The following is a 23,332-nucleotide window of genomic DNA, read 5'->3' on the forward strand; positions in this document are numbered from 1 at the left end:
ACTTTATTCCATGTCGGGCTTATCAAGCTCATGAAGCCGTTAAAGAAGCTCAAGAGAAGCGTCGTTTTCTAGGAAAGGATTTTAACGAATGGAAAGATTTGATTATATAGTTATCGGTGGGGGCAGTGCTGGGATTGCTTCTGCTAACCGGGCCGCTGAATATGGAGCTAAGACCCTTATCATTGAAAAAGATGAAGTTGGTGGTACCTGTGTCAACCGGGGCTGTGTCCCTAAAAAGGGCATGTGGTACGGGGCACATATTCTGGAATTACTAAGAGACTATGCCCTTGATTACGGCATTGACGCGCCCTTGAAGAACTTTGATTTTCAAACTTTGAAAAAACACCGGGATGAATATATTGACCGGGTTCATAATTCTTATTTCAAGGGCTTTGAAAGCCGGGGAACCCATTATAAAAAGGGTTATGCTAAGTTTGTTGAAGACCATATTGTCGAAGTCGATGGCGAACAATTTTACGGCGAACATATTAGTGTACTCACTGGTGGCCGGCCTGCCTTACCTGAAGGCATTCCTGGCATTGACTTAGTGGATGTGAGTGATGATGTCTTTAACTGGGACGACCTACCAGACTCCTTACTGATTGTAGGCGCTGGTTATATCGCTGTAGAAATGGCCGGTATGTTGCAAGAATTTGGGGTTGATGTAACGCTAGCCGTTCGTCATGAAACGCCTCTCCGCCACTATGAAGCTAAAATTACTGAATCCTTAATGGAAAATATGAAGAAACAGGGTATTACCGTACTCAGCAACCATAATGTAACTAAAATTGAGAAAACGGCAGACGGGACCTTTAAAACCACTTTCAAAGAAGATGATGAAGTCCTTAGCGACCGGGTACTTTATGCCATTGGTCGTCAACCGAACACGGAAAATATTGGCCTAGAAAACACCTCTATCGAGTTAACCGATAAGGGTTACATCAAGGTCGATGACTACCATAATACGACCGCAGATAAGGTCTATGCCTTCGGTGATGTGATTGGTAAAGTGGAATTAACCCCAGTAGCTATTAAGGTAGGGCGGACCCTATCAGATCATCTATTTAATGGTCAAGAACCATTCTATTTAGACTATAATATGGTGCCTTCCATTGTTTTTGCCCACCCACCAATTATTACCATGGGCTATACCGAGGAAGCGGCTAAGCAAGCCTTTGAAGGACAAAAGATTACCACTTATGACACCAACTTTACCTCAATGATTTCAGGAATGACCTCTAACCGGGAAAATATTTATATGAAGTTGGTCTGCCTAGGAGATGAGGAAAAAATCATTGGTCTCCATGGGATTGGTTTTGGTGCTGATGAAATGTTACAAGGCTTTGCAGTGGCTATCTCGATGGGGGCGACTAAGAAGCAATTTGATCAAACCATTGCCCTCCATCCAACTGGAGCGGAAGAATTTGTTACTATGCGTTAAGCGTGTTTACTATTTTTTATGAGGCTGGGAGAAAATCCCAGCTTTTTTGCTTTTGATTCAAGTGGGCTTGGATGGTAATATAAATAGAACATGAGCAATAGTCTGGGAGGGAGGTATTCTGTGGTTAATCGCAAAGTCAGTTCAAGTCAAGAAATTTTAAAAGTCGCCTTACAATTGGTCCAAGAAGAGGGGATCCAAGCAGTCAATATGCGCCGTTTAGCCAAGCGCTGTCAAATATCTTTAGGGGTTTTATATAACTACTTTGAAGATAAGAATGACTTATTGTTGCAAACTGTGGCAGCAGTCTGGCGGGATATTTTAATTCCTAATCAATCAGAACATCTCAATCGGTCCAGCCAGCCCTTATCTCAAGCCTTTTTGACTCTTTACCAGTTATTGGCTGCGGGGGCCAAGAAGTACCCCCATTTCTTCTCCCAACATACCTTGGTCTTTTCTCAGTCACAAAAGGGGAAAGCCAATGCCCAAATGGATCGCTACATCAAACATTTAAAAGGCTATCTCCTCCAGTGCTTAGAAGACGATCCGGCTATTCGCAACCTGGCCTTTGAAAAACACTCAGCAGACCAAGTGGTTGACTTTCTTTTTGCTATCTTTATTAATCAAGTGATGCAGGGAAAGCTGGATATGGAGCTCTTCACTGACTTTATCGATCGTTATCTTTATGACCATTAAAAAAGCGGACTTTACTTTTTTAACCGTAAAGTCCGCTTTTAAGTTCATCACATTTTGTTATCAAATACTATAGGGCCCGGATAATGTGGGCAATACCGGAGAATAAGAAGTAAGCCCCAATCAGGAAGACTACTGTAAAGTAGGCGGATAGGGGATTGAAGAAGATCGAAATAGCAACGATAATCCCAACAATACCTAGGAAAATGGAGAGGCCTCTGCCAACTGGACTCACAAAACCAACCAGGGAGCTGGAAGTTAAGAGCCCAATTCCTTCAGAAATAAACCAAATGGCTACTAGGAATGGAATGGTGAGGAAACCGATTTCCACATTGAAAAATAAAATAACCCCGATAATTAAATTTAAAATGCCCACAATTAACATGACCGTATAATTTTGATCACTAACTTGTCGTAATTGATGGCGAGTATAGAGGTTCACGATTCCAGAAACAATCGCCCCAGCGGCATAAAAGTAAATTAAGCTCACTAGACTCACTGCTGGATTTCTAAAACTAATAATGGCCAGGATAATAAATAAAATCCCTACAATGAGTTCGCCCCATTTTACGCCCTGTTGATTTTCATTCATTCTATCGTCTCCTTTGTCAAAATATTTTGTCAACTTATTTTTGAATATAATAACCTTATCAAAAATAAACAATAAGATCAAAGAATTGGCTCATTGCATACCATTAGCTAAGCTAAGAGCTAAATGACTAAGTCAATGGTAAACTATTAATAGAAAAAATTTTTTTAGGAGAAAGGGTGTTGTTCGATGAAAATCGGTTTTATCGGCTTAGGAGTCATGGGAAAATCCATGGCCAGTCATTTAATCCAGGCAGGGTATGCTCTTAATGTTTATAACCGAACCAAGAAAAAAGCCCAGCCCTTAATTGACTTGGGGGCTCAGTGGCTTGATTCACCAAGTCAGATCGCTGAACAATCTGATTTAGTGTTCACTATTTTAGGCTACCCGCACGATGTCGAGGAAGTTTACCTAGGGGAAGCAGGGCTCTTTTCAGCTTGCCGGTCCGGGCAAATCTTTGTCGAAATGACCACTTCAAGTCCAGGGCTAGCGGTTAGACTCTATCGAGAAGGTCAAGCACTTGGCGTGAGCGTTTTAGATGCGCCGGTAACGGGAGGAGACATTGGTGCCCAAGAAGGGCGCTTAACGACTTTAGTTGGCGGGGATGAAGAAATTTTAGGTCAAATCAAACCCATTTTAGCTAATTTTTGCCAGCAGATTGAATTTTTCGGTCCAGCTGGTAAGGGCCAAGACGCTAAGATGGCCAACCAAATTATGATTGCAGGGACCATGACAGGGATGTGTGAGGCCTTGGCCTATGCAAAAAATAATGACTTGAATTTAGACCAAGTCATTAAAACTTTAAATAGTGGGGCAGCTGCTAATTTTTCCCTGGAACAATATGGCCCCCGTATTCTTAAGGAAGACTACAGCCCGGGATTCTTCGTTAAACACTTTATCAAAGACCTGAGAATTGCCCTTGAAGTCGCAGAAAAAGAAAACCTCAAACTCCCTGGAACCCAACTGGCTTATGACCTCTATCAAAAACTGGCCCATCAATTTAGTGAAGATGATGGAATCCAAGCCTTGATTAAATTGTGGTGGGGCTAGTACAAATACAGTTATTTTAAAACTTTATTAATTATATTGATAGGGTGAGTTAGAAAGGAGAACGCTTATTTGACAAAATTAGATTCACCTCATTTGGGGGAACTGTTTAGAGAATTACGATTAGCAAGAGGATTGAAAATGAAAGATGTGACAAGTAGTCAGCTATCACAAGCACAGTTATCTAAGTTTGAAAACGGCCAAACTATGTTGTCAGCTGATAAGTTAATATCTGCAATTTCTGCTATTCATATGAGTTTAGTAGAATTTGAGCACGCTTATTATCAATACGAGCCGAGTGCCTTTTTTCAGCAAGCTAAGCTAATCTCTCATTACCATTCAAGTAAAGATATTGAAGGACTTGAAAGGATGCTCATTAATTTTGAAAAATATTCTGAAAATAATGAAAGCTATAATCGACTAAATAGACTTGTTATTGAATGTGCTATTCATGATTTAAAAGTAGAGAATAAGATAAAGAAAGATGATAAAGAATTTATAGCAAGCTATTTATATAGCATCGAAGAATGGACAGAATATGAATTATATATTTTTGGTAATACACTGCATGTATTATCAAACAGTGATCTCATATTTCTTGGAAAGGGTTTTTGCAAAAGGAATTCTCTATATTTGAAAATTCCAGAAAATAAGCATCGAACTCATCTAATAATTCTAAATATTATTTTTGAATTATTGGAAAGAGGAAAATATGAAGATTCTTTTTATTTTATGAATCACTTAGATAATATTTTAGACTACCAAGACATGTTTTCACTAACTGTTCTAAATTGCTTAAAAATGATTTTGGATTATCAAGAAAATAGAAACAATGATTTACAACTTGTTAAAAAGTATATTAGTGATGTTAACAATATGGGTTATGAAGAAGTTGCTAATTTTTTACGTGATAATATTATTGGTTTATTGTAGTGTAAATCATCTAACTATTTCGCTATTTTATTTGTTAAAACACTAATTATTATTAAAATTAAAGCATAAGCAATGAGACAAATATAAGCGAGTTTCAAGTTAATAGTCGATATCATAGGAAAAATAACGCTAGTTAACGGTGGTATTATTACTAAAAAGGCATTAATAACTGTGATAACCCCACCGAGTCTATCGACAGGATATTGATTGATTACATTAGCAGAAAATCTAGGAGAAACAATTCCAAGTAAAAATGCTAGACATGAATTTCCGACCAGGATACCCCATATATTATTATATAAATAGGCCATAGCTATGATGACTATAAAGCAGTCTGATAAGATATTTATATGAAAAATGGATTGTTTCTTTAAAATATAAGTAGTTAAACTACTCCCAAGTATCATTGATAAGGTTATGATACCTGATAAGAGCGCAATTTTAAATGGATTAGAGAGAAAGTTTAATTGGTTGTTTTCTTCTATAAAGAGTGCAAATAAAGGTGTTTGTCCACCAAAAAAGCCATTGAGCATAGCTAATTGAATAAGATTAATTAACAAGCTATGATTTGATATAAAGGATGTTAAGTTTTCTTTTACAATTGAAAGCGTCTTTGTATTCGTAAAACTTTTTATTTTAAAACCTTGGGCTTTTAAAGATGGCTTTAGTAAATAATATAAAAAAGCTATTAATAGAAATATTGATGCATTTATTATAGCTAGCATACTCTTGCTATAGATAGTTAGTAATAAAGACCCAGTAAAGGTTGCGAATACGGCGACTAATTGTGTTCCTACGCTAACAAAACCTTGTGCCGTTTCCATGTCTTGAGGGGCAATCATTGTTTTAGTAAAAGGAGAAAATAACGCAGTTGCGTAATTTCCGCTAATATCTGATAAAAGGTTCATAAATGATGCTAACAGAAGCAAAAGTAAACTTTGAGGATATCTAAAAATTATACTTATGCATATATACATAAGCGACCTAAAAAGTGAACTCCCTATTAATTGATTTATTTTACCTTTTTGTTTATCAGCTATTACACCAAAAAATATGCTGATTAAAATTGGGAGGCTTTCAGAAATAGATACAATTAGAACAGCTAATTTACTATTGGGTAATATAATCGCTGCTGATAACATCGCAGTGTAGAACAAATTATCACCAATTTTTGATAAGAAGTTTATCCCAGTCATCCGGACAAAAAGTTTATTATTTTTAATGAAATTAATCATTTTTGCTCTCTTTCTAATGAATGATTTACTAAAAAGCAGAAATGAATAAAATTACTTTATCCAGTTCTGCATCAATCTTGCGATCTTCTAGTAAATATCCAGTTGAATGTTCACCAAACCAAACACGAGGAGTTAAATTTTTTATCAAATAATCTTTATTTATTAAGTGCAATAAAAAAATACCGTTATCTGATAAAATATTAGACTCTAAATTTTTAAGGATATCAATTGTTTGCTTATCGGGTAGGTATCCAATTGAACTCTCCATGCTATAGATAAAATCATATTTTTCTATAGGCTTAAAATATTGAATATCAGCTAAATAAATTTTTCCTAACTCTGTACTTTTGTTAGCAATAACGACAGCATCAGGGTTAATATCAACACCGTCAATGAGATAACCCTTACGATTTAATTTTTTGATATGACGTCCAGTGCCACAGCATAAATCTAAGGTATTTATTTTAGGTAACTTATTTAAATAATTTTTTTCTAAGAATTCGGATTGCAAATCGAGTTCAATATTTAATAATTTTGAATATATTTTATAATAAGAATAATCAAAAAAATTATTTATTGGATCTGTATTGTTTTTTTCAACTTCCCTTATTTGTTCCAATTTCATTTTTTCACCTCTAGTTCTTAGTGAATACATTAACATCAAAAATGTCTCAATAATTAATTATTCAAATGTGAATATTTATTATTAGTAATGGGAAAAGTTCAAAAAATGATTAGCTAAAAAACACCTCTTCAAATGGCTTGCCTTTCCATTTTGAAGAGGTGTTTTGTTATATATTATGGATTAAAACCCTAATTTTTCATCTTCGATCCGTTGAATTTCTTGGTAGGTTTTCGCCAAGGTAAGGGTTTCATCGACTAATTGTTCTAGGCGTAAGAGCACATCATCGGAAGAAATTTCATTAAGGGTAAAGTCTCTGGCACTCAGGTAGACATAGCGCGGTGTAACATTAGCTTTCATATAGTTCAGGATGGGTTTTAATTGCAATTCAGGAATCAAGTAGTGGCGGTTAGACCCTGATGAGGCAAAAATACCCACAGTTTTATATTCCAGGGCTTTCTCTGGTAAGAGGTCAAAGACATTTTTCAAAGAAGCCGGAATGGAAGCTTGGAAGATAGGAGTCCCGATAAAGAGGACATCAGCATCCATGACGGTTTGAGCGACTTCCAAGGTATCTCCCTTATAATCGAGGAAGTTTCTTCCGTCGGCAAAATCCATTTCCTTATCTAATAGGTTAATAAATTCCACTTTATGGTCACTATATTGGTCTTTGGCTAAGATATCCAGAATAGCTTTGGCAGCCACTTCAGTTTTATGGCCCACATTGGAGCCGGATAAGACAAGTATTTTCATGATCATTTTCCTTTCTCAATGAATTAGTAAATGTTTGCTGAATTTTATTGGTCTGACTTGGTATATTTTTTCACTGCGGGAATGATGGTCTCACCTAGGATGTCAATCATGTGGAGAATATCTTTAAAGGGGATGCCTCCAAAGTCAATCTGAGCGGTATAGCGCTGGTTGTTGTAGAGTTCGTGTTGGTAAAGGATCTTATCAATGATTAATTGGGGATCGCCAACCGTAAGAGCGTCACGGTAGTCTTTTCCTTGGGCAAAGAGACGCTTATTAAATCCAGTTCCATTAACCCGCCTCATCCCTGTGTCTAAGTGGGGGTAGAATTCTTTGAAGGCAGTATCCCGGTCTTCATTGACATAGAGGAAGCCAGAAGTGGTGACTGGCATGGACTCAACATCGTAGCCTTTTTCGCTAAGAATGGACCGGTAGATGTCAATGGATTGTTTAAAGTATTCCGCTGAACCGCCTAGGGTAGTAATATACATGGGAACGCCCTTGAGCGCGGCTTTGATAGCGGAGTCTGGTGGCCCACCTACCGCCCGCCAAATTGGCAGGCCATTTTTAGCTCGAGGAATGACCTCAGCGTCATGGAGAGGAGCACGATATTCGCCTTGCCAATTAACCACTTCATTTTCATTAATTTGAAGCAAGAGGTCGAGTTTTTCTTCATAGAGGGCCTCATAGTCTTTGACATCATAACCTAAGAGTTCGAAAATGCCTAAGCGTGAAGCCCGCCCGGCAACAACTTCCATCCGACCATCAGAAATTAAGTCAATGGTAGCCGCATTTTCATAGACTCTGACGGGGTCAGAAGTAGAAATGATGGTGGCTGAAGAAGCTATTCCGATATTAGAGGTTGCTTGGGCAATGGCTGAGAGAATAATCATATGGGCTTGGGAGACAAAGTATTTTTGGTGGGATTCCCCCAAGTGGAAGATATCCACCCCGGCTTGTTCAGCTACTTGGGCCATCTTAATAAATTGTTGGATACGTTCTTGGGCTGAGACTTCTTCCCCGGTATGGGGATTTGGCATGTGGTCACCTAAACTATAGAGTCCAAATTCAATCCCTTGACTAGTATCAATTTGGGGAATAATGTGTGGATTTTCAATTGTCATAGATAATCTCCTTTTCTATTGTCTTTGTTTCATTATTTTTGGGTATATTTCTTCACTGTGGGAATGACCTTTTCAGCGAAGAGGTCGAGGGTCCGTCTAATTTCATCAAAAGGCTGGCCGCCAAAATCAATTTCACCGTTAAAACGTTGGTGACCGAATAAGTCATACTGCATCAGCAGCTTATCAATGATTAATTGGGGGTCACCGACCATAGTTGCCGATTTAACATTTTGCCCTTGAGCAAAGGCGCGTTTAGGAAAGGCTTGTCCATTAACTAGAGGAAAACCTGCTTCCACATAGGGCCAAAATTCTTGATAGGCTTGTTGGGTATTTTCCCTAACATAGAGGAAGCTGCCTGTTTGTACAGGAATTTCGCTAGGATCATAGCCAGCTTCTTGGGCAGCCTCGCGGAAGACCTTAATGCGATGGGCAAAGGTTTGGTTGGCTCCCGATAGGTGGGCTTGGTAAATAGGCATTCCTAGTAAACCAGCACGTCGGGCAGAATCATTGGAATTTCCAATGCCCCGCCAAATAGGAAGTTTTCCCGAAGAACGTTCACTACGAGGTTGGACCTTGACCCCATCCAGGTCAGGGCGAAATTGGCCTTGCCAGTTGACGGTTTTATTGTCATTGATTTCTTTTAGGAGGGCAATTTTTTCTTCGAAGAGTTCTTCATAATCCTTATAGTCATAGCCAAATAATTCAAATGCCCCTAGTCGGGAAGCCCGACCAGCGACAATTTCCATGCGCCCATGAGATAAGAGGTCGATGGTTACTGCATCTTCATAGACCCGGACAGGATCTAAGACAGACAGGGTAGTCACCGCTGAGCCCAGTTTAATGGTCTTAGTTTCCCGGGCAATGGCTGAAAGAATGATCAAATTGGACTGGGAGACAAAATAGTCCTGGTGGGATTCTCCGACTTGAAAGGCATCGAAGCCGGCTTCTTCGGCCAGTTTTCCCAGTTGGATAATTTCTTCAATCCGCTCTGAGGCAGATAGTTGTTTGCCGGTATGAGGGTTAGGGAGGTTATCACCTAAACTGTATAAACCAAATTCTAGCCCCTTAGCTTTCTTTTCTTCTGGATTTGCTCTGGTCATTTGTTTCTTCCTTTCTTTTTGTGCGTATTTTCCTATCGATTACTTATTCAGGTGGTCCTGACAAACTTTGGCTAAAAGTTGGTCGAGGGTGGCTAATTCCTCATTGTCAAGAGCATTAAAAAAGCTTCGCTGGAAGTTACTCAAGTCATAGGCTATTTCTTCGTAAAGTTCTTTGCCCTTACTGGTGGGAAAGAGCCGGTGGCTTCTGCCTTGGACTTCTTTTTTGATGTAGCCATTTTCCTCTAATTTGTGGAGTAGTTGGCTAACGTTACCCTTAGTTACACAGAGTTGGATAGCGATCTCTTGTTGGTTGGTTTCCGGGTGCTCACAAATATAGGAAAGTAAATCAAATTGGGGCACATTAATCTGACAAGAGAGATCAGCTAGGGCTTGACTGGTATCTTGCAGGTTCCTCCGGTAAAGCCTTACCAGGGACTGGTAAATATTGAGGGCGTGGTTATAATTCTCACAGCCCGACTCACTTGATGTCATCGTACTCACCTCGTTATCAATCAGTGGTTTAGTTATAAACAGTTTACCACTAAACATATAATAACAGGACTTCTGCTAGACGACAAATCATCTGCTTAGACTGTAAATATATTTTTTGAGAGTGTGACAAAAGTCAAAAGAGCCCTGAACCACTGGAGTGAACTATGGTAGATAGTTGCAAAACTATCGCACATAGTTCGTGAAGTGGACGTCAGGGCTGACTTTTGGAGCACGTTTTGAATAGATAGTTCGTGTTTTAAAAAGAGCCTGGGACTTTTGTTCCAGGCTCTTTTTTTACATATCGTTCGGCAATAAGGATTAATTTAGTGGGAAATTGGCCTTAAAAATAATATCAAAGCAATAATACGTATTATGAAAACGATTTTATCAAATAATATACGTAAATAAATTGAAATTTTAAAATTATATGGTATATTTTTACATGTAAACAAGTAAATCACGAATATTTAAGCTTTATTCTATACAAATGTTTGTTATTTAAGGAGGCCGTCAAGTGATAAAAGTAGGGGTAGTGATGGGATCTCAATCGGATTGGCAAACCATGAGTCAAGCCTGTCAGATTTTAGACCAATTTGAAGTGCCATATGAAAAACGTGTGATTTCTGCCCATCGGATGCCAGATGAGATGTTTGCTTATGCTAAAAGCACCCGTGAGCGTGGCTTGGCAGTAATTATTGCGGGAGCAGGAGGGGCAGCCCACTTACCAGGCATGTTAGCTGCTAAAACCACCTTACCGGTCATTGGAGTGCCCGTTCAATCGCACGCTCTAAGTGGCTTGGATTCACTCCTATCCATCGTCCAGATGCCAGCCGGCGTTCCCGTCGCCAGCACAGCGATCGGACAGTCAGGGGCTAAAAATGCTGCCTTACTGGCGGTTCAAATTCTAAGTATACAGGATGCAAAGCTCAGTCAAGCCCTGGAAGGTTATCGAAAAAATATGCGTCAAGCAGCCATAGAAAGTAGTGATCAACTTGAATAAGACTATTTTACCTGGGGCAACCATCGGCATTATCGGCGGAGGACAATTAGGACAAATGTTGGCCCAATCCGCTAAAGAAATGGGCTATCGGGTAGGGATATTAGACCCGGGGCCTAATTGTTCAGCCTCTCAAGTCGCCGATTTTCATTATGAAAATGCCTATGATGACCGCCAAGCCTTAGCAGACTTTGCTTCTCAATGCGATGTATTAACTTTTGAATTTGAAAATATCGATACTGAAGCCTTACAAGTTCTAGGTGAAGGTGCCTATCTTCCTCAGGGGGTAGACCTCCTTCATACTAGCCAAGACCGCCTCTATGAAAAACAATTTCTAGAAGCTGCGGGCGCTCAAGTCGCTCCTTATCGACCGGTCAAGACTACGGAAGATTTAGAACAAGCAGTCAGAGAATTAGGCTATCCCGCTGTATTAAAAACGCGGCGGTTTGGTTATGACGGCAAGGGCCAACGTGTCCTCCATAGTCCAAAAGATCTGCCTGAATGTGTTGACTTACTCAATGAACAAGCTTGTGTGCTGGAGCAATGGCTGCCTTTTGCTAAAGAATTGTCAGTCATGGCTATCGGCGAACAAAATGGTCATGTGGTGACTTTCCCTGTATCGGAAAATATCCATGTCCATAACATCCTCCATGAATCCATTGTTCCGGCACGAATTTCCGCTGAGGTCAGTCAAGCCGCCCAAGAATTGGCCCATAAGATAGCTAAAGCCGGTAACTTGGTCGGTGCCCTAGGAATTGAAATGTTCTTAATGGCAGATGGAAGAATATTAATTAATGAACTGGCACCTCGCCCCCATAATAGTGGGCACTACACCATTGAAGCCTGTGACTTCTCACAATTTGACCTGCACATCCGTGCTATCTGTGGCTTGCCCTTGGCTGAACCCCAATTATTAAGTCCATCCCTCATGGTGAACATTTTAGGACAACATTTAGATAAGGTCTTAGAAGCTGCTCCCAAGCATAGCGATTGGCATTTGCATATTTACGGCAAAGACCAAGCCAAAGTCAACCGTAAAATGGGGCATGTTACCTTGTTGCCAGAAGATATGGAAACTAGTCTTGAAAAGATCGATGATAGTGGAATATGGAAAAGGAGTAAATAATGACAGAAGAAAAGTTAATTTATAGCGGTAAGGCTAAAGATTTATATCAAACCGATGATGATAAGTATTTAAGAGTTTTTTATAAGGACCAAGCGACTGCTGGCAATGGGTCTAAAAAGGAAAATTTACCCGGCAAGGGACGGATTAACCAAGCCATTACCCAACTTATCTTTAACTACTTGGCTGACCATGGTATCGCTACCCATTTGGTTAAAGTGCTTAATGAACGGGAAGAAATTGTTGAGAAGGCGGAAATGTTTCCTTTAGAGGTGGTTTACCGCAATTATGCTGCTGGCTCTTTTGTTAAACGCTTAGGGATTGAACGGGGCTTAGCTATTGAAGGTGGTATCCAGGAATTCTTCTATAAGAATGACGACTTGAATGACCCGCTATTGAATGATGACCACGTCCTCTTTCTAAAGGCGGCTAATCCTGAAGAAATTGCAAAGATTAAAGCACTGACTAAGGAAATTAATAATTTATTAGTGAAGCTGTTTGACCAAGCAGGGCTGATTCTGGTCGATTTCAAATTAGAGTTTGGTAAGAATGCAGCGGGAGACATTATTCTGGCTGACGAATTTTCACCAGATAATGCCAGACTTTGGGACAAGGAAAGTGGGAAATCCTTTGATAAGGACATCTTCCGCAATGATCAAGGCGATATGATCCCTTACTACCAAGCTGTCTATCACCGTTTACAAGAAGTTATTAAAGATTAAGGACTATGATTTAGAGAAAACAGGGAGGTCACTATGTATACAGTTGAAGTATTTGTCACCTATAAGGAATCCATTCTCGACCCTCAAGGCCAAGCCATCATGCAAGGCGTCCACCAAATGGGTTATGAGGCAGTAAAAAATATTCGTCAAGGAAAGTATTTTCAAATGGAAATTGCCAAAGAGGTTGGCGATGTCGACCAAGCGGTTGCTGATATTTGTGACCGTCTCCTAGCTAATGTCAATATGGAAACTTACCGCTATACCATTAAGGAGGTCTAGCCATCATGAAATTTGCTGTGATTCAATTTCCTGGATCCAATTGCGATATGGATATGTTGACTGCTATCCGTGATATCTTGGGCCAAGAAGCTGACTATGTTCCCGCTAGTGCGACTTCCTTAGCGGGTTATGATGCCATTATGTTACCAGGTGGCTTCTCTTTTGGAGATTACTTACGGACCGGTGCTATCGCACGCTTTACCCCGATTATGGAAGAAGTGAAGCGTTTGGCTCAAAATGGCAAGTTGGTTTTAGGGACCTGCAACGGCTTTCAAATTCTCTGTGAAAGTGGCCTTTTACCAGGGTCTTTTCTCCCTAACCGTGATCTAACCTTCATCTGTAAAAAACAAGAGCTAATGGTGGAAAACAACCAAAGTCCCTTTTCCAGTCTCTACCAAGAAGGAGAGGAAATTACTTTACCCATTGCTCATGGGGAAGGCAATTATTACTGTGATGAGGCAACCCTAGCTGACTTAAAGGCTAACGGGCAAATTATCTTCACCTATGCCGGAGAAAATCCCAATGGTTCAACAGGAAATATCGCTGGGATCACCAATAAGGCAGGGAATGTGATTGGCTTAATGCCTCATCCTGAGCGGGCGGTTGAAGAAATCATTGCCGGTCAAGATGGGCTTAAGGTCTTCCAGTCCATGGTTAAGTATTTTGAAACAGCGGGAAAGAGAGCGTGAAGAGAGTGAGCCAAGAACTAAGTCCTCAAGCAATTAAAGAAACTAAAATTTACCGGGAATGGAGCATGACGGATAAGGAATATGACATGGTTGTCGATATCCTGGGACGATTACCCAATTACACCGAAACTGGCCTATTTGCTGTCATGTGGAGTGAGCACTGTTCCTATAAAAATACTAAGCCTGTTCTAAGAAAGTTTCCTTCCCAAGGACCACAAGTCTTACAGGGGCCAGGAGAAGGAGCCGGTATCATCGATATTGGTGATGGTCAGGCAGTGGTTTTTAAGGCAGAAAGTCATAACCATCCCTCAGCTGTGGAACCCTATGAAGGGGCTGCTACTGGTGTAGGCGGGATTATCCGTGACATCTTCTCCATGGGTGCTCGTCCTATTGCTTTATTGGATTCCTTGCGTTTCGGTCCCCTTAGCCATCAGCGGACCAAATATCTCTTCCATGAAATTATCAAGGGGATCGCTGGTTATGGAAACTGTATTGGGATTCCAACGGTTGGTGGGGAAATTGCTTTTGATGATTGCTACCAAGGGAACCCTCTAGTGAACGTCATGTGTGTCGGTCTCATGGGTCAAAAGGACATCCAAAAAGGCCAAGCAGCCGGGTTGGGTAATACTATTATCTATGTGGGAGCTAAGACCGGTCGGGATGGCATTCATGGGGCGACCTTTGCCTCAGCAGAATTTAATGATGAAGAAGAAAGCCAACGTTCTGCTGTCCAAGTGGGAGATCCCTTTATGGAAAAACTCTTACTGGAAGCCTGCCTAGAGGTTATCCAAAACTGTCCAGATGAACTGGTGGGGATCCAAGACATGGGAGCTGCTGGGTTAGTCTCTTCATCATCGGAAATGGCCTCCAAAGCCGGAACCGGGCTAGTGCTAGATCTCGACCAAGTCCCTCAAAGAGAAAAAGGCATGACTCCTTATGAAATGATGCTATCCGAATCTCAAGAACGCATGCTTCTCTGTGTCAAAGCCGGCCAAGAGGATAAAATTAAGGCGATTTTTGACAAATACCAGCTTGAGGCGGTAGTGATTGGACGGGTGACTGATGATGGACGTTACCGCCTCTTCCATAAGGGCGAGCTGGTGGCGGATGTCCCCGTTAATGCCTTGGCTGAAGATGCCCCTGAATATGAACATGCTGTGATTAAACCAGATTATTACCAAGACCAAGCTCAAGACCAGTACCAAGCTCAAGAAGAAAATGCCAGTCGGATCTTACAAGGGCTACTCCAACAAGCGACCATTGCTTCAAAGGCTAAAGTCTACCAAACTTATGATTCCATGGTGAGAACCTCAACCGTGCTTGGGCCCGGGTCAGATGCAGCAGTTGTTCGCATACGTGGGACTCACAAAGCCCTGGCTATGACCACTGACTGTAATGCCCGTTATCTACGTTTAAACCCTGAACGTGGTGGTCAATTGGCAGTGGCTGAAGCGGCACGTAACATTGTTGCCAGTGGGGGGCAACCCTTAGCCATTACCGACTGCTTAAACTTTGGTAATCCTGATGACCCTGATATTTTCTATGAAATTGCTACTGCGGCTCAAGGCATTTCTGAGGCCTGCCGTCTCTTGAATACTCCAGTTATCTCAGGCAATGTCTCTTTAAATAATGAAAGTAATGGCCAGGCGATTTATCCGACTCCTGTTATTGGCATGGTGGGCCTGATCAAGGATTTAAGTCATGTTACTAGCCAAGATTTTAAGCATGCTGGCGACCTTGTTTATCTTCTAGGAGAGATTCGCCCTGATTTTAATGGGTCTGAATTACAAGTGATGGAAACTGGGCAAGTTTCTGGTGCCTTACTGGACTTTGATCTAAACCAAGAAAAGGCTAACCAAGCAGCAGTTCTCAACGCCATTCAAGCAGGCTATCTTGCTTCAGCCCACGATATTAGTGAAGGTGGTTTGGGTGTGGCTCTTGCTGAATCCTGTTTCGGACAAAATTTGGGAATCAAGGCTAAGTGGGATAGAGCGGCCATTGATTTATTTGCTGAGAGTCCTTCTTGCTTTATCCTTTCCGTCAAGCCTGAAAACCAAGCTGACTTTGAAGCTTCCTGCCAGGCTAAGTTGACCTTATTGGGGCAGATAACGGCTGAAGATCAGTTTTATTTTGAAACCCAGGACCAAAGCCTTGACCTAAGTGTGAGTGAATTGAAGGAATTATGGGAAGGAGCCTTAGCGTGTCAGTTAGAAGAACAAGCCTATTCATAAAAGACCCCGACTATGTGACTACTTATATTGACCAGGAAAGCTATGACCTTCCCCATGAAGAATGTGGACTAATTGGGATTTGGAACCATCCTGATGCTGCTCGGCTTAGCTTTTATGGCTTGATGGCTCTCCAACACCGGGGCCAAGAAGGTGCCGGAATCACTAGTCTCAAAGACACAGGCCGGATGCATGAATTTCGTGGATTAGGTTTAGTTAGCGAGGTCTTTTCTAATCCAAACCAATTTCATGACCTAGATGGGCGAGCTGCCTTAGGTCATGTGCGTTATGCGACGGCAGGCGACCATTCATTGAATAATATTCAACCCTTCCTTTTCCACTTTTCGGATCGTGACCTGGCCCTAGCCCATAACGGTAATCTTGTCAATGGACAATCTTTAAAGGAAGAATTAGAAAAACAAGGAGCTATTTTTCGCTCGACTTCAGATAGTGAAGTGCTTATGCACTTAATTCGCCGCAGCAAGGCGACTAATTTTAAAGATCAACTTAAAGAGGCCTTAGGGCAGATAAAGGGTGGCTTTACTTATATTCTGTTAACCAATAAGGGACTGGTAGGAGCTTGCGATCCCAATGGCTTTCGACCTTTAGTAGTGGGTCAGTTAGGCAATGGAGCCTATGTGATGGCTTCAGAATCTTGCGCTTTAGACCAAATTGGAGCCAAAACTCTATTTGACGTTGAAGCCGGACAAGTGGTTTATATCACGGATGAAGGCATTGAGCGAGAATTCTACACCGAAAACCGCCACCAAGCCATTTGTTCCATGGAATATATTTACTTCGCTCGCCCCGATTCCAATATCCAACATGTCAATGTCCATACCGCTCGTAAACGCTGTGGGGAAATCTTAGCCCAGGAAAGTCCAGTTGAGGGAGCCGATATGGTGGTTGGAGTCCCTAATTCTTCTCTGTCGGCAGCCATGGGCTATGCCGAGGCTGCTGGCCTAGCCAATGAAATGGGTCTGGTAAAAAACCAGTATGTTGGTCGTACCTTTATCCAACCCAGTCAGGCTGAAAGAGAGCAGGGCGTCCGGATGAAGTTGTCAGCTGTTCGTAAGGTTGTGTCTGGCAAGAGTGTAGTTATGATTGACGATTCCATTGTCCGGGGAACGACTTCTAAACGAATTGTGGCCCTCTTACGTGAAGCGGGAGCCCGGGAGGTTCATGTCCGCATTGCCTGTCCACCGTTGAAGTATCCTTGTTTTTACGGCATTGATATTTCTAATACTAGAGAATTAATTGCTGCACAAAATTCAGTTGAAGAAATTTGCCAATTGATTGGAGCTGATTCTCTGGCCTTTCTCAGTCAAGAAGGTCTGATTAAAGGCATCGATTTACAAGGCCCTGGCAAGTATCAAGGTCTATGTATGGCTTATTTCAATGGCGATTACCCGACTGAATTATATGACTATGAAAAAGAATACTTAGAGTCTTTACAGGAAGAGGAGGTTAACCATGACTAATGCCTACCAAAATGCCGGAGTGAATGTGGAAGCCGGTTACCAAGTGGTGGAACGAATTAAAAAGCAAGTCGCTAAAACTTGGCGACCCGAAGTAATGGGAGCGATTGGCAGTTTTGCTGGAGCCTTTTCTTTAGCCGACTTTGACTACGAAGAGCCTTGTTTATTAGCTGGCACGGATGGTGTCGGCACTAAATTAATGTTAGCTATCCAATCTCAGCGTTATGACACCATTGGTATCGACTGTGTGGCCATGTGTGTGAATGATATTCTCGCTCAAGGCGCTCAGCCCTTGTTTTTCTTAGACTACATCGCGGTGGGCAAGAACCATCCCGCCGTTATTGAGCAGATCGTCAAAGGAGTAGCTGAAGGCTGCCAGCAAGCTGGTGCTGCCTTGATCGGTGGAGAAACTGCAGAAATGCCTGGCATGTATGATAGCAAGGATTTTGACCTGGCTGGCTTTGCGGTCGGTATTGCTGAAAAGAAAAAACTCATCACTCCCCAAAAGGTTAAAGAAGGGGATATTCTCCTGGGCCTAGCCTCATCTGGCTTACATTCTAATGGCTATTCTTTAGTGCGAAAAGTCTTTTTTATGGATAATGATTTTTCCTTAGATAGCCACTTAGAAGAACTGGGTCCCGACCGTAGTCTAATTGATGAATTACTTATTCCTACTAGGATCTATGTGAAGACTGTACAAAGCTTAATTGAGCGTTCACTGATCCATGGCATGGCCCATATCACAGGTGGAGGATTCATTGAAAATATTCCCCGCATTCTACCAGAAGGCTATAAAGCGCAAATTCAATTAGGATCTTGGCCCATCTTGCCAATTTTTAAGGCTTTAGAAAAGTATGGTCAGCTCGATTCGATGGAAATGATGAATATTTTTAATATGGGGATTGGCATGGTTCTCGCCATCGATCCGGCCCATATTGATGAAGTTGAGGCTATCTTACATGATCAAGGGGAGTCAACTTACCGCATAGGTCAGATTAAAAAAGCTAGTGATGTAAAAGAAAAAATTATATTTGAGGGGACATTATGATGCGATGTGCAATATTTGCTTCAGGACAGGGCAGTAATTTTCAAGCTTTAGTGGAAGCCTTTCAGGGCCTTCATTCTGAGATTGAGATTGCCTTTCTCTTTTGTGACCAAGCTGGAGCTTATGTTTTAAAACGAGCTCAAAATTTACAAATTCCCACCTTTCAATTTAGTCCAACTGATTTTTCTAGTCGCAAAGACTATGAAGAGGCCCTAGTGAAGCTCTGTCAGAGGCATCATTTGGATTACATTTTATTGGCAGGTTATATGCGGCTGATCCACCAGCCATTGCTCCAGGCTTATCCTAACCGGATTATTAATATTCATCCCTCCCTCTTGCCTAAGTTCCCCGGCCGTCATGGGATTAGGGACGCTTATCAGGCTGGGGTATCTGAAACTGGGGTAACGGTCCACATTATCGATGAAAATATCGATCAAGGAAGAATTCTCGCCCAAGAAGCTGTAACTATTGATCCAGCATGGCAGTTGGAGGACTTGGAGACAGCCATTCATACAATTGAACATCAATTATATCCTCAAGTAATTTTAGAATTAGTCAGAAAGGAAATGAATCATGGCAAGAGCATTAATTAGTGTATCTAATAAGGAAGGTTTAGTAGAACTCGCCCAAGCCTTTAAGGAGGCTGGGATAGAAATCATTTCAACCGGGGGGAGTAAAAAGCACCTAGAAGCAGCTGGTATTGAAGTCATTCCTGTTGAAGAAGTGACTGGCTTTAAGGAAATGTTAGATGGGCGAGTAAAAACCTTACATCCTAATATCCATGCTGGAATCCTCTTCCAAAGAGACCATGCTGACCATGTGAAAACCATGGCTGATAACCACTTACAAGCCATTGATTATGTGGTGGTGAACTTCTACCCCTTTAAAGAAACCATTAGTCAGAGCCAGGTTTCATTAGCTGAAGCGGTGGAAAATATTGATATTGGTGGTCCTTCCATGGTGCGTGCCGGAGCCAAAAACTATCAGGACGTTACCGTGCTTACCGATCCTAAGGACTATGCCACTGTCATCGATTCCCTTAAAGAAAAACAGGCGACGACTCTTGAAGACCGCAAACGTCTAGCAGCTAAAGCTTTCCGTTTGACAGCTGCCTATGATGCATTAATTGCTCAGTATCTCACCGACCGTTTTGAAGAGGAAAAGCCTGAACGATTAACCTTAACCTATGAATTAAAAGAAGCCTTACGTTACGGGGAAAATAGCCAACAAGAAGCTGAATTTTATCAAGCGCTTTTAGCTGATGACTATAGCATTAGCCAAGCAAAACAATTAAATGGAAAAGCCTTATCCTATAACAATATCAAAGACGCCAATGCGGCCCTAGCGCTGATTGCCGAATTTGACCAACCCTGTGCCGTGGCCCTCAAACACATGAATCCATGTGGGGTAGGGATTGGTCAAACTGTTGAAGAAGCCTTTGAACGTTGTTACCAAGCCGATTCCATGTCCATTTATGGAGGGATTGTTGCTGTTAATCAAGAAGTCTCTAAGGACTTAGCCGAAAGACTTCATAAGATTTTCCTAGAAATTATTATTGCTCCAGCCTTTAGTGAAGAGGCCTTAGCAGTGCTCAAAACTAAAAAGAACTTACGCCTATTAGAAGTGAAGGGCTTTGATCACAAGCTCTTTCCTGCTAAGGAATATATTTCCGTAATGGGTGGCCTCTTAGTTCAAGACCAAGATATTCCTGCTTATGAAAACCACGAACAATGGCAAAAAATGGGCCAATATGATGTCGATCCCCAAGATTTGCCTGCTTTAGAATTAGCTTGGAAAGTGGTTAAACACGTTAAATCCAATGCTATAGTGGTCGCTAATGGCCATCAAACCCTAGGTATTGGAGCTGGGCAAATGAACCGGATTGGCTCAGCCCAATTAGCCATTGATGAAGCCTTGGCTAATACCTTTGATGTTGACCGTGACCGTTTAGTTTTAGCTAGTGATGCTTACCTACCAATGGCTGATACCGCAGAATTAGCGGCTCAACATGGCATTAAAGCCATTGTTCAACCGGGAGGCTCTATCCATGATGATGATTCCATTGCCGTAGTTGATCAAGCCAAAATTCCTATGTTAAAAACTGGTATGCGGCATTTTAGACATTAATTTCAGGAGGAAAATTATGAAAATATTGGTCATTGGTTCTGGTGGACGGGAACATGCCCTAGCGCTTAAGTTTAAGCAAGATGTAAAGGTTTCTGAAGTCTACTGCGCTCCAGGAAATCCTCTGATGGCTAAGGATGGCATCCACTGTCAAGACATTAGCATGGATGATTTCCCAACTTTAATTGACTTTGCTCGAGAAAATAATATCTCCTGGACCTTTGTAGGCCCTGAAATCCCTTTATTTAATGGGATTGTTGATGCCTTCCAAGCGGCTGGATTACAAATCTTTGGCCCCAGTCAATCGGCCAGTCGCTTAGAGTCTTCCAAGCACTTTGCTAAGGAAGTGATGCAGGCTCAGGGAGTGCCAACCGCTGCCTATGCAACCTATAATCATTTGGCCCAAGCCCAGGCGGCAGTAAAAGCAGCGGAATTTCCCTTGGTGATTAAGGCAGATGGCCCTGCTGCAGGCAAGGGGGTTAAAATTGTCCAAGACTTGGCTAGCGCTCTAGAATTCTTGGAAGAAATCTTTAGTGACAATCGTTATGGTAGTCAAAATGAGGTAGTTATTGAAGAATATCTGGAGGGAATAGAATTTTCCTGCTTCTCTTTGGTTGGCAAAGGGCAAATCCTCCACTTACCTCTTGCCCAAGACCATAAACGGGCCTATGACCATGACCGAGGCCCTAACACGGGAGGTATGGGGGCTTACAGTCCCGTTCCCTTTGTCAGTCAATCGGTCTTTAATGATGTCGTTAACCGGATTGTTGAACCGGTCTTAAAAGAGATGGACGCCAGAGATTTTCCTTATTATGGGGTCTTGTATACGGGCCTAATTTTAACCCAAGAGGGGCCCAAGGTGATTGAGTTTAATACCCGTTTTGGGGACCCAGAAACCCAAGTGGTCTTGCCACTTTTAGGGGATAATTTTGCTGGGGTCATTGATGATTTGTTACAGGGAAGACCAAGTCAGCTCACTCGGGAAGCAGACCAGGTAAGTCTGGGCGTTGTTCTTGCCGCTGAAGGTTACCCAGGGACTTATCAAAAGGGTATGGTGCTAGATGAATTAATTACTAAGCTTCCTGATGGATTACAAATCTATGGGGCTGGGGTTGAACTTCGAGAAGGGCACTATGAGGCTAAGGGTGGAAGAATTTTAATGTTGGTAGCTAAAGGGTCATCCTATGAAATTTGCCGTGATCAAGTTTATCAATTTTTAGGTCAACACCAGATAGCAGGGACTTTTTACCGCAAAGATATTGGTCATTGGGTATTAGATAAGAGAGAGGGAGTCGGATAATTCATGTTAGAACGTTATACCTTGCCGGAAATGGGGGCTATTTGGTCCCTTGAAAATCATTACCAAGCTTGGTTAGAAGTTGAAATTTTAGCTGTTGAAGCTTGGAGTGAACTAGGTGTGATACCTCAAGCAGATGCCCAAGACATTCGTCAAAATGCTCGTTTTGATGTGGACCGCATCAGCGAAATTGAAGCACAAACCCGCCATGATGTAGTTGCTTTTACCCGCTGTTTGTCTGAATCCCTAGGAGCAGAGAAAAAATGGGTGCATTATGGACTAACTTCGACCGATGTCGTCGATACCGCCCAAGCCTTTCAATTAAAACAAGCTAATCGTCTCATTAAAAAAGACTTAGACCAGCTTTTAGAAATTCTAAAAGAAAAAGCTTTAACTTATAAGGACACTGTATGTATGGGGAGAACCCATGGGGTCCATGCTGAACCAACGACATTTGGTCTAAAAATGGCACGTTTCTATGCTGAAATTAAGCGAAATATCGAACGCTTTAACCACGCAGCTAGAGGTGTTGAAGCGGGTAAAATTTCTGGTGCAGTGGGCACCTATGCCAATGTCCCTACTAACATTGAAGCTTATGTCTGTGACCATTTAGGCATTCGTCAGCAAGATATTTCTACCCAAATTTTACCACGTGACCTTCACGCAGAATATATCGCTAGCTTGGCTTTGATTGCAACCAGTGTTGAAAATATGGCCACTGAAATTCGTCACCTACAAAGATCAGAAGTCCATGAAGTAGAGGAGTCCTTTGCCAAAGGGCAAAAGGGATCGAGTGCTATGCCCCATAAGCGTAATCCCATTTCTAGTGAAAATGTTACTGGTTTAGCTCGAGTTTGCCGTGGCCATGTGGTGACTGCTTATGAAAATGTCTCCCTCTGGCATGAACGTGATATTTCTCATTCTAGTGCCGAGCGTATTATCCTATCTGACACGACCATTCTAGTAGACTATATTTTAAATCGCTTCAGCAAGGTTTTGAAAAATCTGAAAGTCTTTCCAGAGAAAATGCTGGCTAATATGCAAGCAACTCATGGCTTAATTTATAGCCAACGCTTATTATTAAAGCTAGTCGATGCTGGTCTATCAAGGGAAGCAGCTTATGATCTCGTCCAACCCTTAACTGCTAAATCCTGGGACCAAGGTCAAGATTTTAGGAGTTTAGTAGAGGATTGTACAGAAATTACTGACCGCCTGAATTCAGAAGCTATCGATGATGCTTTTGACTATCATTACCATTTACGCCGAGTTGATGAAATCTATAAGAGACTGGGTTTGATTTCTGCTGAGTAGAGGCGGACTAGTTAAA

23 protein-coding genes are annotated in these 23,332 nt (G+C 41.6%); 16 read left to right on the top strand and 7 right to left on the bottom strand.

Annotated features, from left to right (window positions below; translation table 11 throughout):
- The first annotated feature begins 88 nt into the window (after window positions 1-88).
- The gene (gorA, locus tag HMPREF9243_RS04385) at window positions 89-1,441 is read left to right on the top strand and encodes a glutathione-disulfide reductase (RefSeq protein WP_013669082.1); all 1,353 of its coding nucleotides are present in this window, start codon (window positions 89-91) and stop codon (window positions 1,439-1,441) included.
- Between the two features lie 120 nt (window positions 1,442-1,561).
- The gene (locus HMPREF9243_RS04390) at window positions 1,562-2,134 is read left to right on the top strand and encodes a TetR/AcrR family transcriptional regulator (protein ID WP_013670018.1); all 573 of its coding nucleotides are present in this window, start codon (window positions 1,562-1,564) and stop codon (window positions 2,132-2,134) included.
- 67 nt (window positions 2,135-2,201) lie between these two features.
- Here the strand turns inward: HMPREF9243_RS04390 and HMPREF9243_RS04395 are convergent, their stop codons facing one another.
- A complete protein-coding gene (locus HMPREF9243_RS04395; protein ID WP_013669004.1) occupies window positions 2,202-2,723 on the bottom strand; it encodes an HdeD family acid-resistance protein in 522 nt (173 codons plus the stop codon).
- 186 nt (window positions 2,724-2,909) lie between these two features.
- Here HMPREF9243_RS04395 and HMPREF9243_RS04400 point away from each other — a divergent pair, with 186 nt between their 5' ends.
- Together HMPREF9243_RS04400 and HMPREF9243_RS04405 are read left to right on the top strand one after the other, a co-directional pair.
- The gene (locus HMPREF9243_RS04400; protein WP_013669721.1) at window positions 2,910-3,770 is read left to right on the top strand and encodes an NAD(P)-dependent oxidoreductase; all 861 of its coding nucleotides are present in this window, start codon (window positions 2,910-2,912) and stop codon (window positions 3,768-3,770) included.
- Window positions 3,771-3,839: 69 nt separating this feature from the next.
- Window positions 3,840-4,700 carry an Rgg/GadR/MutR family transcriptional regulator gene (locus HMPREF9243_RS04405; RefSeq protein WP_013669169.1) on the top strand — a complete coding sequence of 287 codons (861 nt, stop codon included), beginning with the start codon at window positions 3,840-3,842 and terminating at the stop codon, window positions 4,698-4,700.
- A 14-nt stretch (window positions 4,701-4,714) separates the two neighbouring features.
- Here the strand turns inward: HMPREF9243_RS04405 and HMPREF9243_RS04410 are convergent, their stop codons facing one another.
- The 6 genes from HMPREF9243_RS04410 to HMPREF9243_RS09885 form a co-directional block, all read right to left on the bottom strand.
- Window positions 4,715-5,935, bottom strand: a complete 1,221-nt coding sequence (locus tag HMPREF9243_RS04410) for an MFS transporter (protein WP_013669929.1) — start codon at window positions 5,933-5,935, stop codon at window positions 4,715-4,717.
- 28 nt (window positions 5,936-5,963) lie between these two features.
- The gene (locus HMPREF9243_RS04415) at window positions 5,964-6,560 is read right to left on the bottom strand and encodes a bifunctional 2-polyprenyl-6-hydroxyphenol methylase/3-demethylubiquinol 3-O-methyltransferase UbiG (RefSeq protein WP_013669962.1); all 597 of its coding nucleotides are present in this window, start codon (window positions 6,558-6,560) and stop codon (window positions 5,964-5,966) included.
- A 180-nt stretch (window positions 6,561-6,740) separates the two neighbouring features.
- Window positions 6,741-7,310, bottom strand: a complete 570-nt coding sequence (locus tag HMPREF9243_RS04420; RefSeq protein WP_013669222.1) for an NADPH-dependent FMN reductase — start codon at window positions 7,308-7,310, stop codon at window positions 6,741-6,743.
- A 44-nt stretch (window positions 7,311-7,354) separates the two neighbouring features.
- A complete protein-coding gene (locus HMPREF9243_RS04425; RefSeq protein WP_013668507.1) occupies window positions 7,355-8,431 on the bottom strand; it encodes an LLM class flavin-dependent oxidoreductase in 1,077 nt (358 codons plus the stop codon).
- A gap of 32 nt (window positions 8,432-8,463) precedes the next feature.
- Window positions 8,464-9,531 (bottom strand): LLM class flavin-dependent oxidoreductase, encoded by a 1,068-nt coding sequence (locus tag HMPREF9243_RS04430; protein ID WP_013669452.1) that lies wholly within the window; start codon window positions 9,529-9,531, stop codon window positions 8,464-8,466.
- A 39-nt stretch (window positions 9,532-9,570) separates the two neighbouring features.
- Entirely contained in the window at window positions 9,571-10,023 is a 453-nt protein-coding gene (locus HMPREF9243_RS09885; RefSeq protein WP_013669710.1) for a MarR family winged helix-turn-helix transcriptional regulator, read from the bottom strand.
- 514 nt (window positions 10,024-10,537) lie between these two features.
- On the opposite strand from HMPREF9243_RS09885, the gene purE reads away from it, so the two are divergent.
- The 12 genes from purE to purB all read left to right on the top strand — a co-directional run bounded on the left by purE (window position 10,538) and on the right by purB (window position 23,316).
- Window positions 10,538-11,023, top strand: a complete 486-nt coding sequence (purE, locus tag HMPREF9243_RS04440; RefSeq protein ID WP_013668479.1) for a 5-(carboxyamino)imidazole ribonucleotide mutase — start codon at window positions 10,538-10,540, stop codon at window positions 11,021-11,023.
- Window positions 11,016-12,146, top strand: coding sequence for a 5-(carboxyamino)imidazole ribonucleotide synthase (gene purK / locus HMPREF9243_RS04445; RefSeq protein WP_041706012.1), 1,131 nt, complete (start codon window positions 11,016-11,018; stop codon window positions 12,144-12,146). The genes purE and purK overlap by 8 nt, the downstream gene beginning before the upstream one ends.
- Window positions 12,146-12,865, top strand: coding sequence for a phosphoribosylaminoimidazolesuccinocarboxamide synthase (gene purC / locus HMPREF9243_RS04450; protein ID WP_013669502.1), 720 nt, complete (start codon window positions 12,146-12,148; stop codon window positions 12,863-12,865). Before purK ends, purC begins: the two co-directional genes overlap by 1 nt.
- 33 nt (window positions 12,866-12,898) lie before the next feature.
- Window positions 12,899-13,144 carry a phosphoribosylformylglycinamidine synthase subunit PurS gene (gene purS / locus HMPREF9243_RS04455; RefSeq protein ID WP_013668813.1) on the top strand — a complete coding sequence of 82 codons (246 nt, stop codon included), beginning with the start codon at window positions 12,899-12,901 and terminating at the stop codon, window positions 13,142-13,144.
- A gap of 5 nt (window positions 13,145-13,149) precedes the next feature.
- Complete coding sequence (gene purQ / locus HMPREF9243_RS04460) at window positions 13,150-13,833, top strand: phosphoribosylformylglycinamidine synthase subunit PurQ (protein WP_013668554.1); 684 nt, start codon at window positions 13,150-13,152, stop codon at window positions 13,831-13,833.
- A gap of 65 nt (window positions 13,834-13,898) precedes the next feature.
- Window positions 13,899-16,064, top strand: coding sequence for a phosphoribosylformylglycinamidine synthase subunit PurL (gene purL / locus HMPREF9243_RS04465; RefSeq protein ID WP_081456688.1), 2,166 nt, complete (start codon window positions 13,899-13,901; stop codon window positions 16,062-16,064).
- A 14-nt stretch (window positions 16,065-16,078) separates the two neighbouring features.
- Complete coding sequence (gene purF, locus HMPREF9243_RS04470; protein WP_013669963.1) at window positions 16,079-17,542, top strand: amidophosphoribosyltransferase; 1,464 nt, start codon at window positions 16,079-16,081, stop codon at window positions 17,540-17,542.
- Entirely contained in the window at window positions 17,535-18,587 is a 1,053-nt protein-coding gene (gene purM / locus HMPREF9243_RS04475; RefSeq protein WP_013669308.1) for a phosphoribosylformylglycinamidine cyclo-ligase, read from the top strand. The genes purF and purM overlap by 8 nt, the downstream gene beginning before the upstream one ends.
- Entirely contained in the window at window positions 18,587-19,177 is a 591-nt protein-coding gene (purN, locus tag HMPREF9243_RS04480; protein ID WP_041706016.1) for a phosphoribosylglycinamide formyltransferase, read from the top strand. Before purM ends, purN begins: the two co-directional genes overlap by 1 nt.
- The gene (gene purH, locus HMPREF9243_RS04485) at window positions 19,158-20,711 is read left to right on the top strand and encodes a bifunctional phosphoribosylaminoimidazolecarboxamide formyltransferase/IMP cyclohydrolase (RefSeq protein ID WP_013669311.1); all 1,554 of its coding nucleotides are present in this window, start codon (window positions 19,158-19,160) and stop codon (window positions 20,709-20,711) included. The genes purN and purH overlap by 20 nt, the downstream gene beginning before the upstream one ends.
- A 16-nt stretch (window positions 20,712-20,727) precedes the next feature.
- Window positions 20,728-22,008: a phosphoribosylamine--glycine ligase gene (gene purD / locus HMPREF9243_RS04490; RefSeq protein WP_013668834.1), complete on the top strand. Its 1,281-nt coding sequence runs from the start codon at window positions 20,728-20,730 to the stop codon at window positions 22,006-22,008.
- A 3-nt stretch (window positions 22,009-22,011) separates the two neighbouring features.
- A complete protein-coding gene (gene purB / locus HMPREF9243_RS04495; protein WP_013669199.1) occupies window positions 22,012-23,316 on the top strand; it encodes an adenylosuccinate lyase in 1,305 nt (434 codons plus the stop codon).
- The last annotated feature ends 16 nt before the right edge of the window (window positions 23,317-23,332 follow it).

Origin of the sequence: Aerococcus sp. Group 1 (assembly GCF_000193205.1) — a bacterium.
In the GTDB taxonomy this organism is placed as follows: Bacteria; Bacillota; Bacilli; order Lactobacillales; family Aerococcaceae; genus Aerococcus; species Aerococcus urinae_A.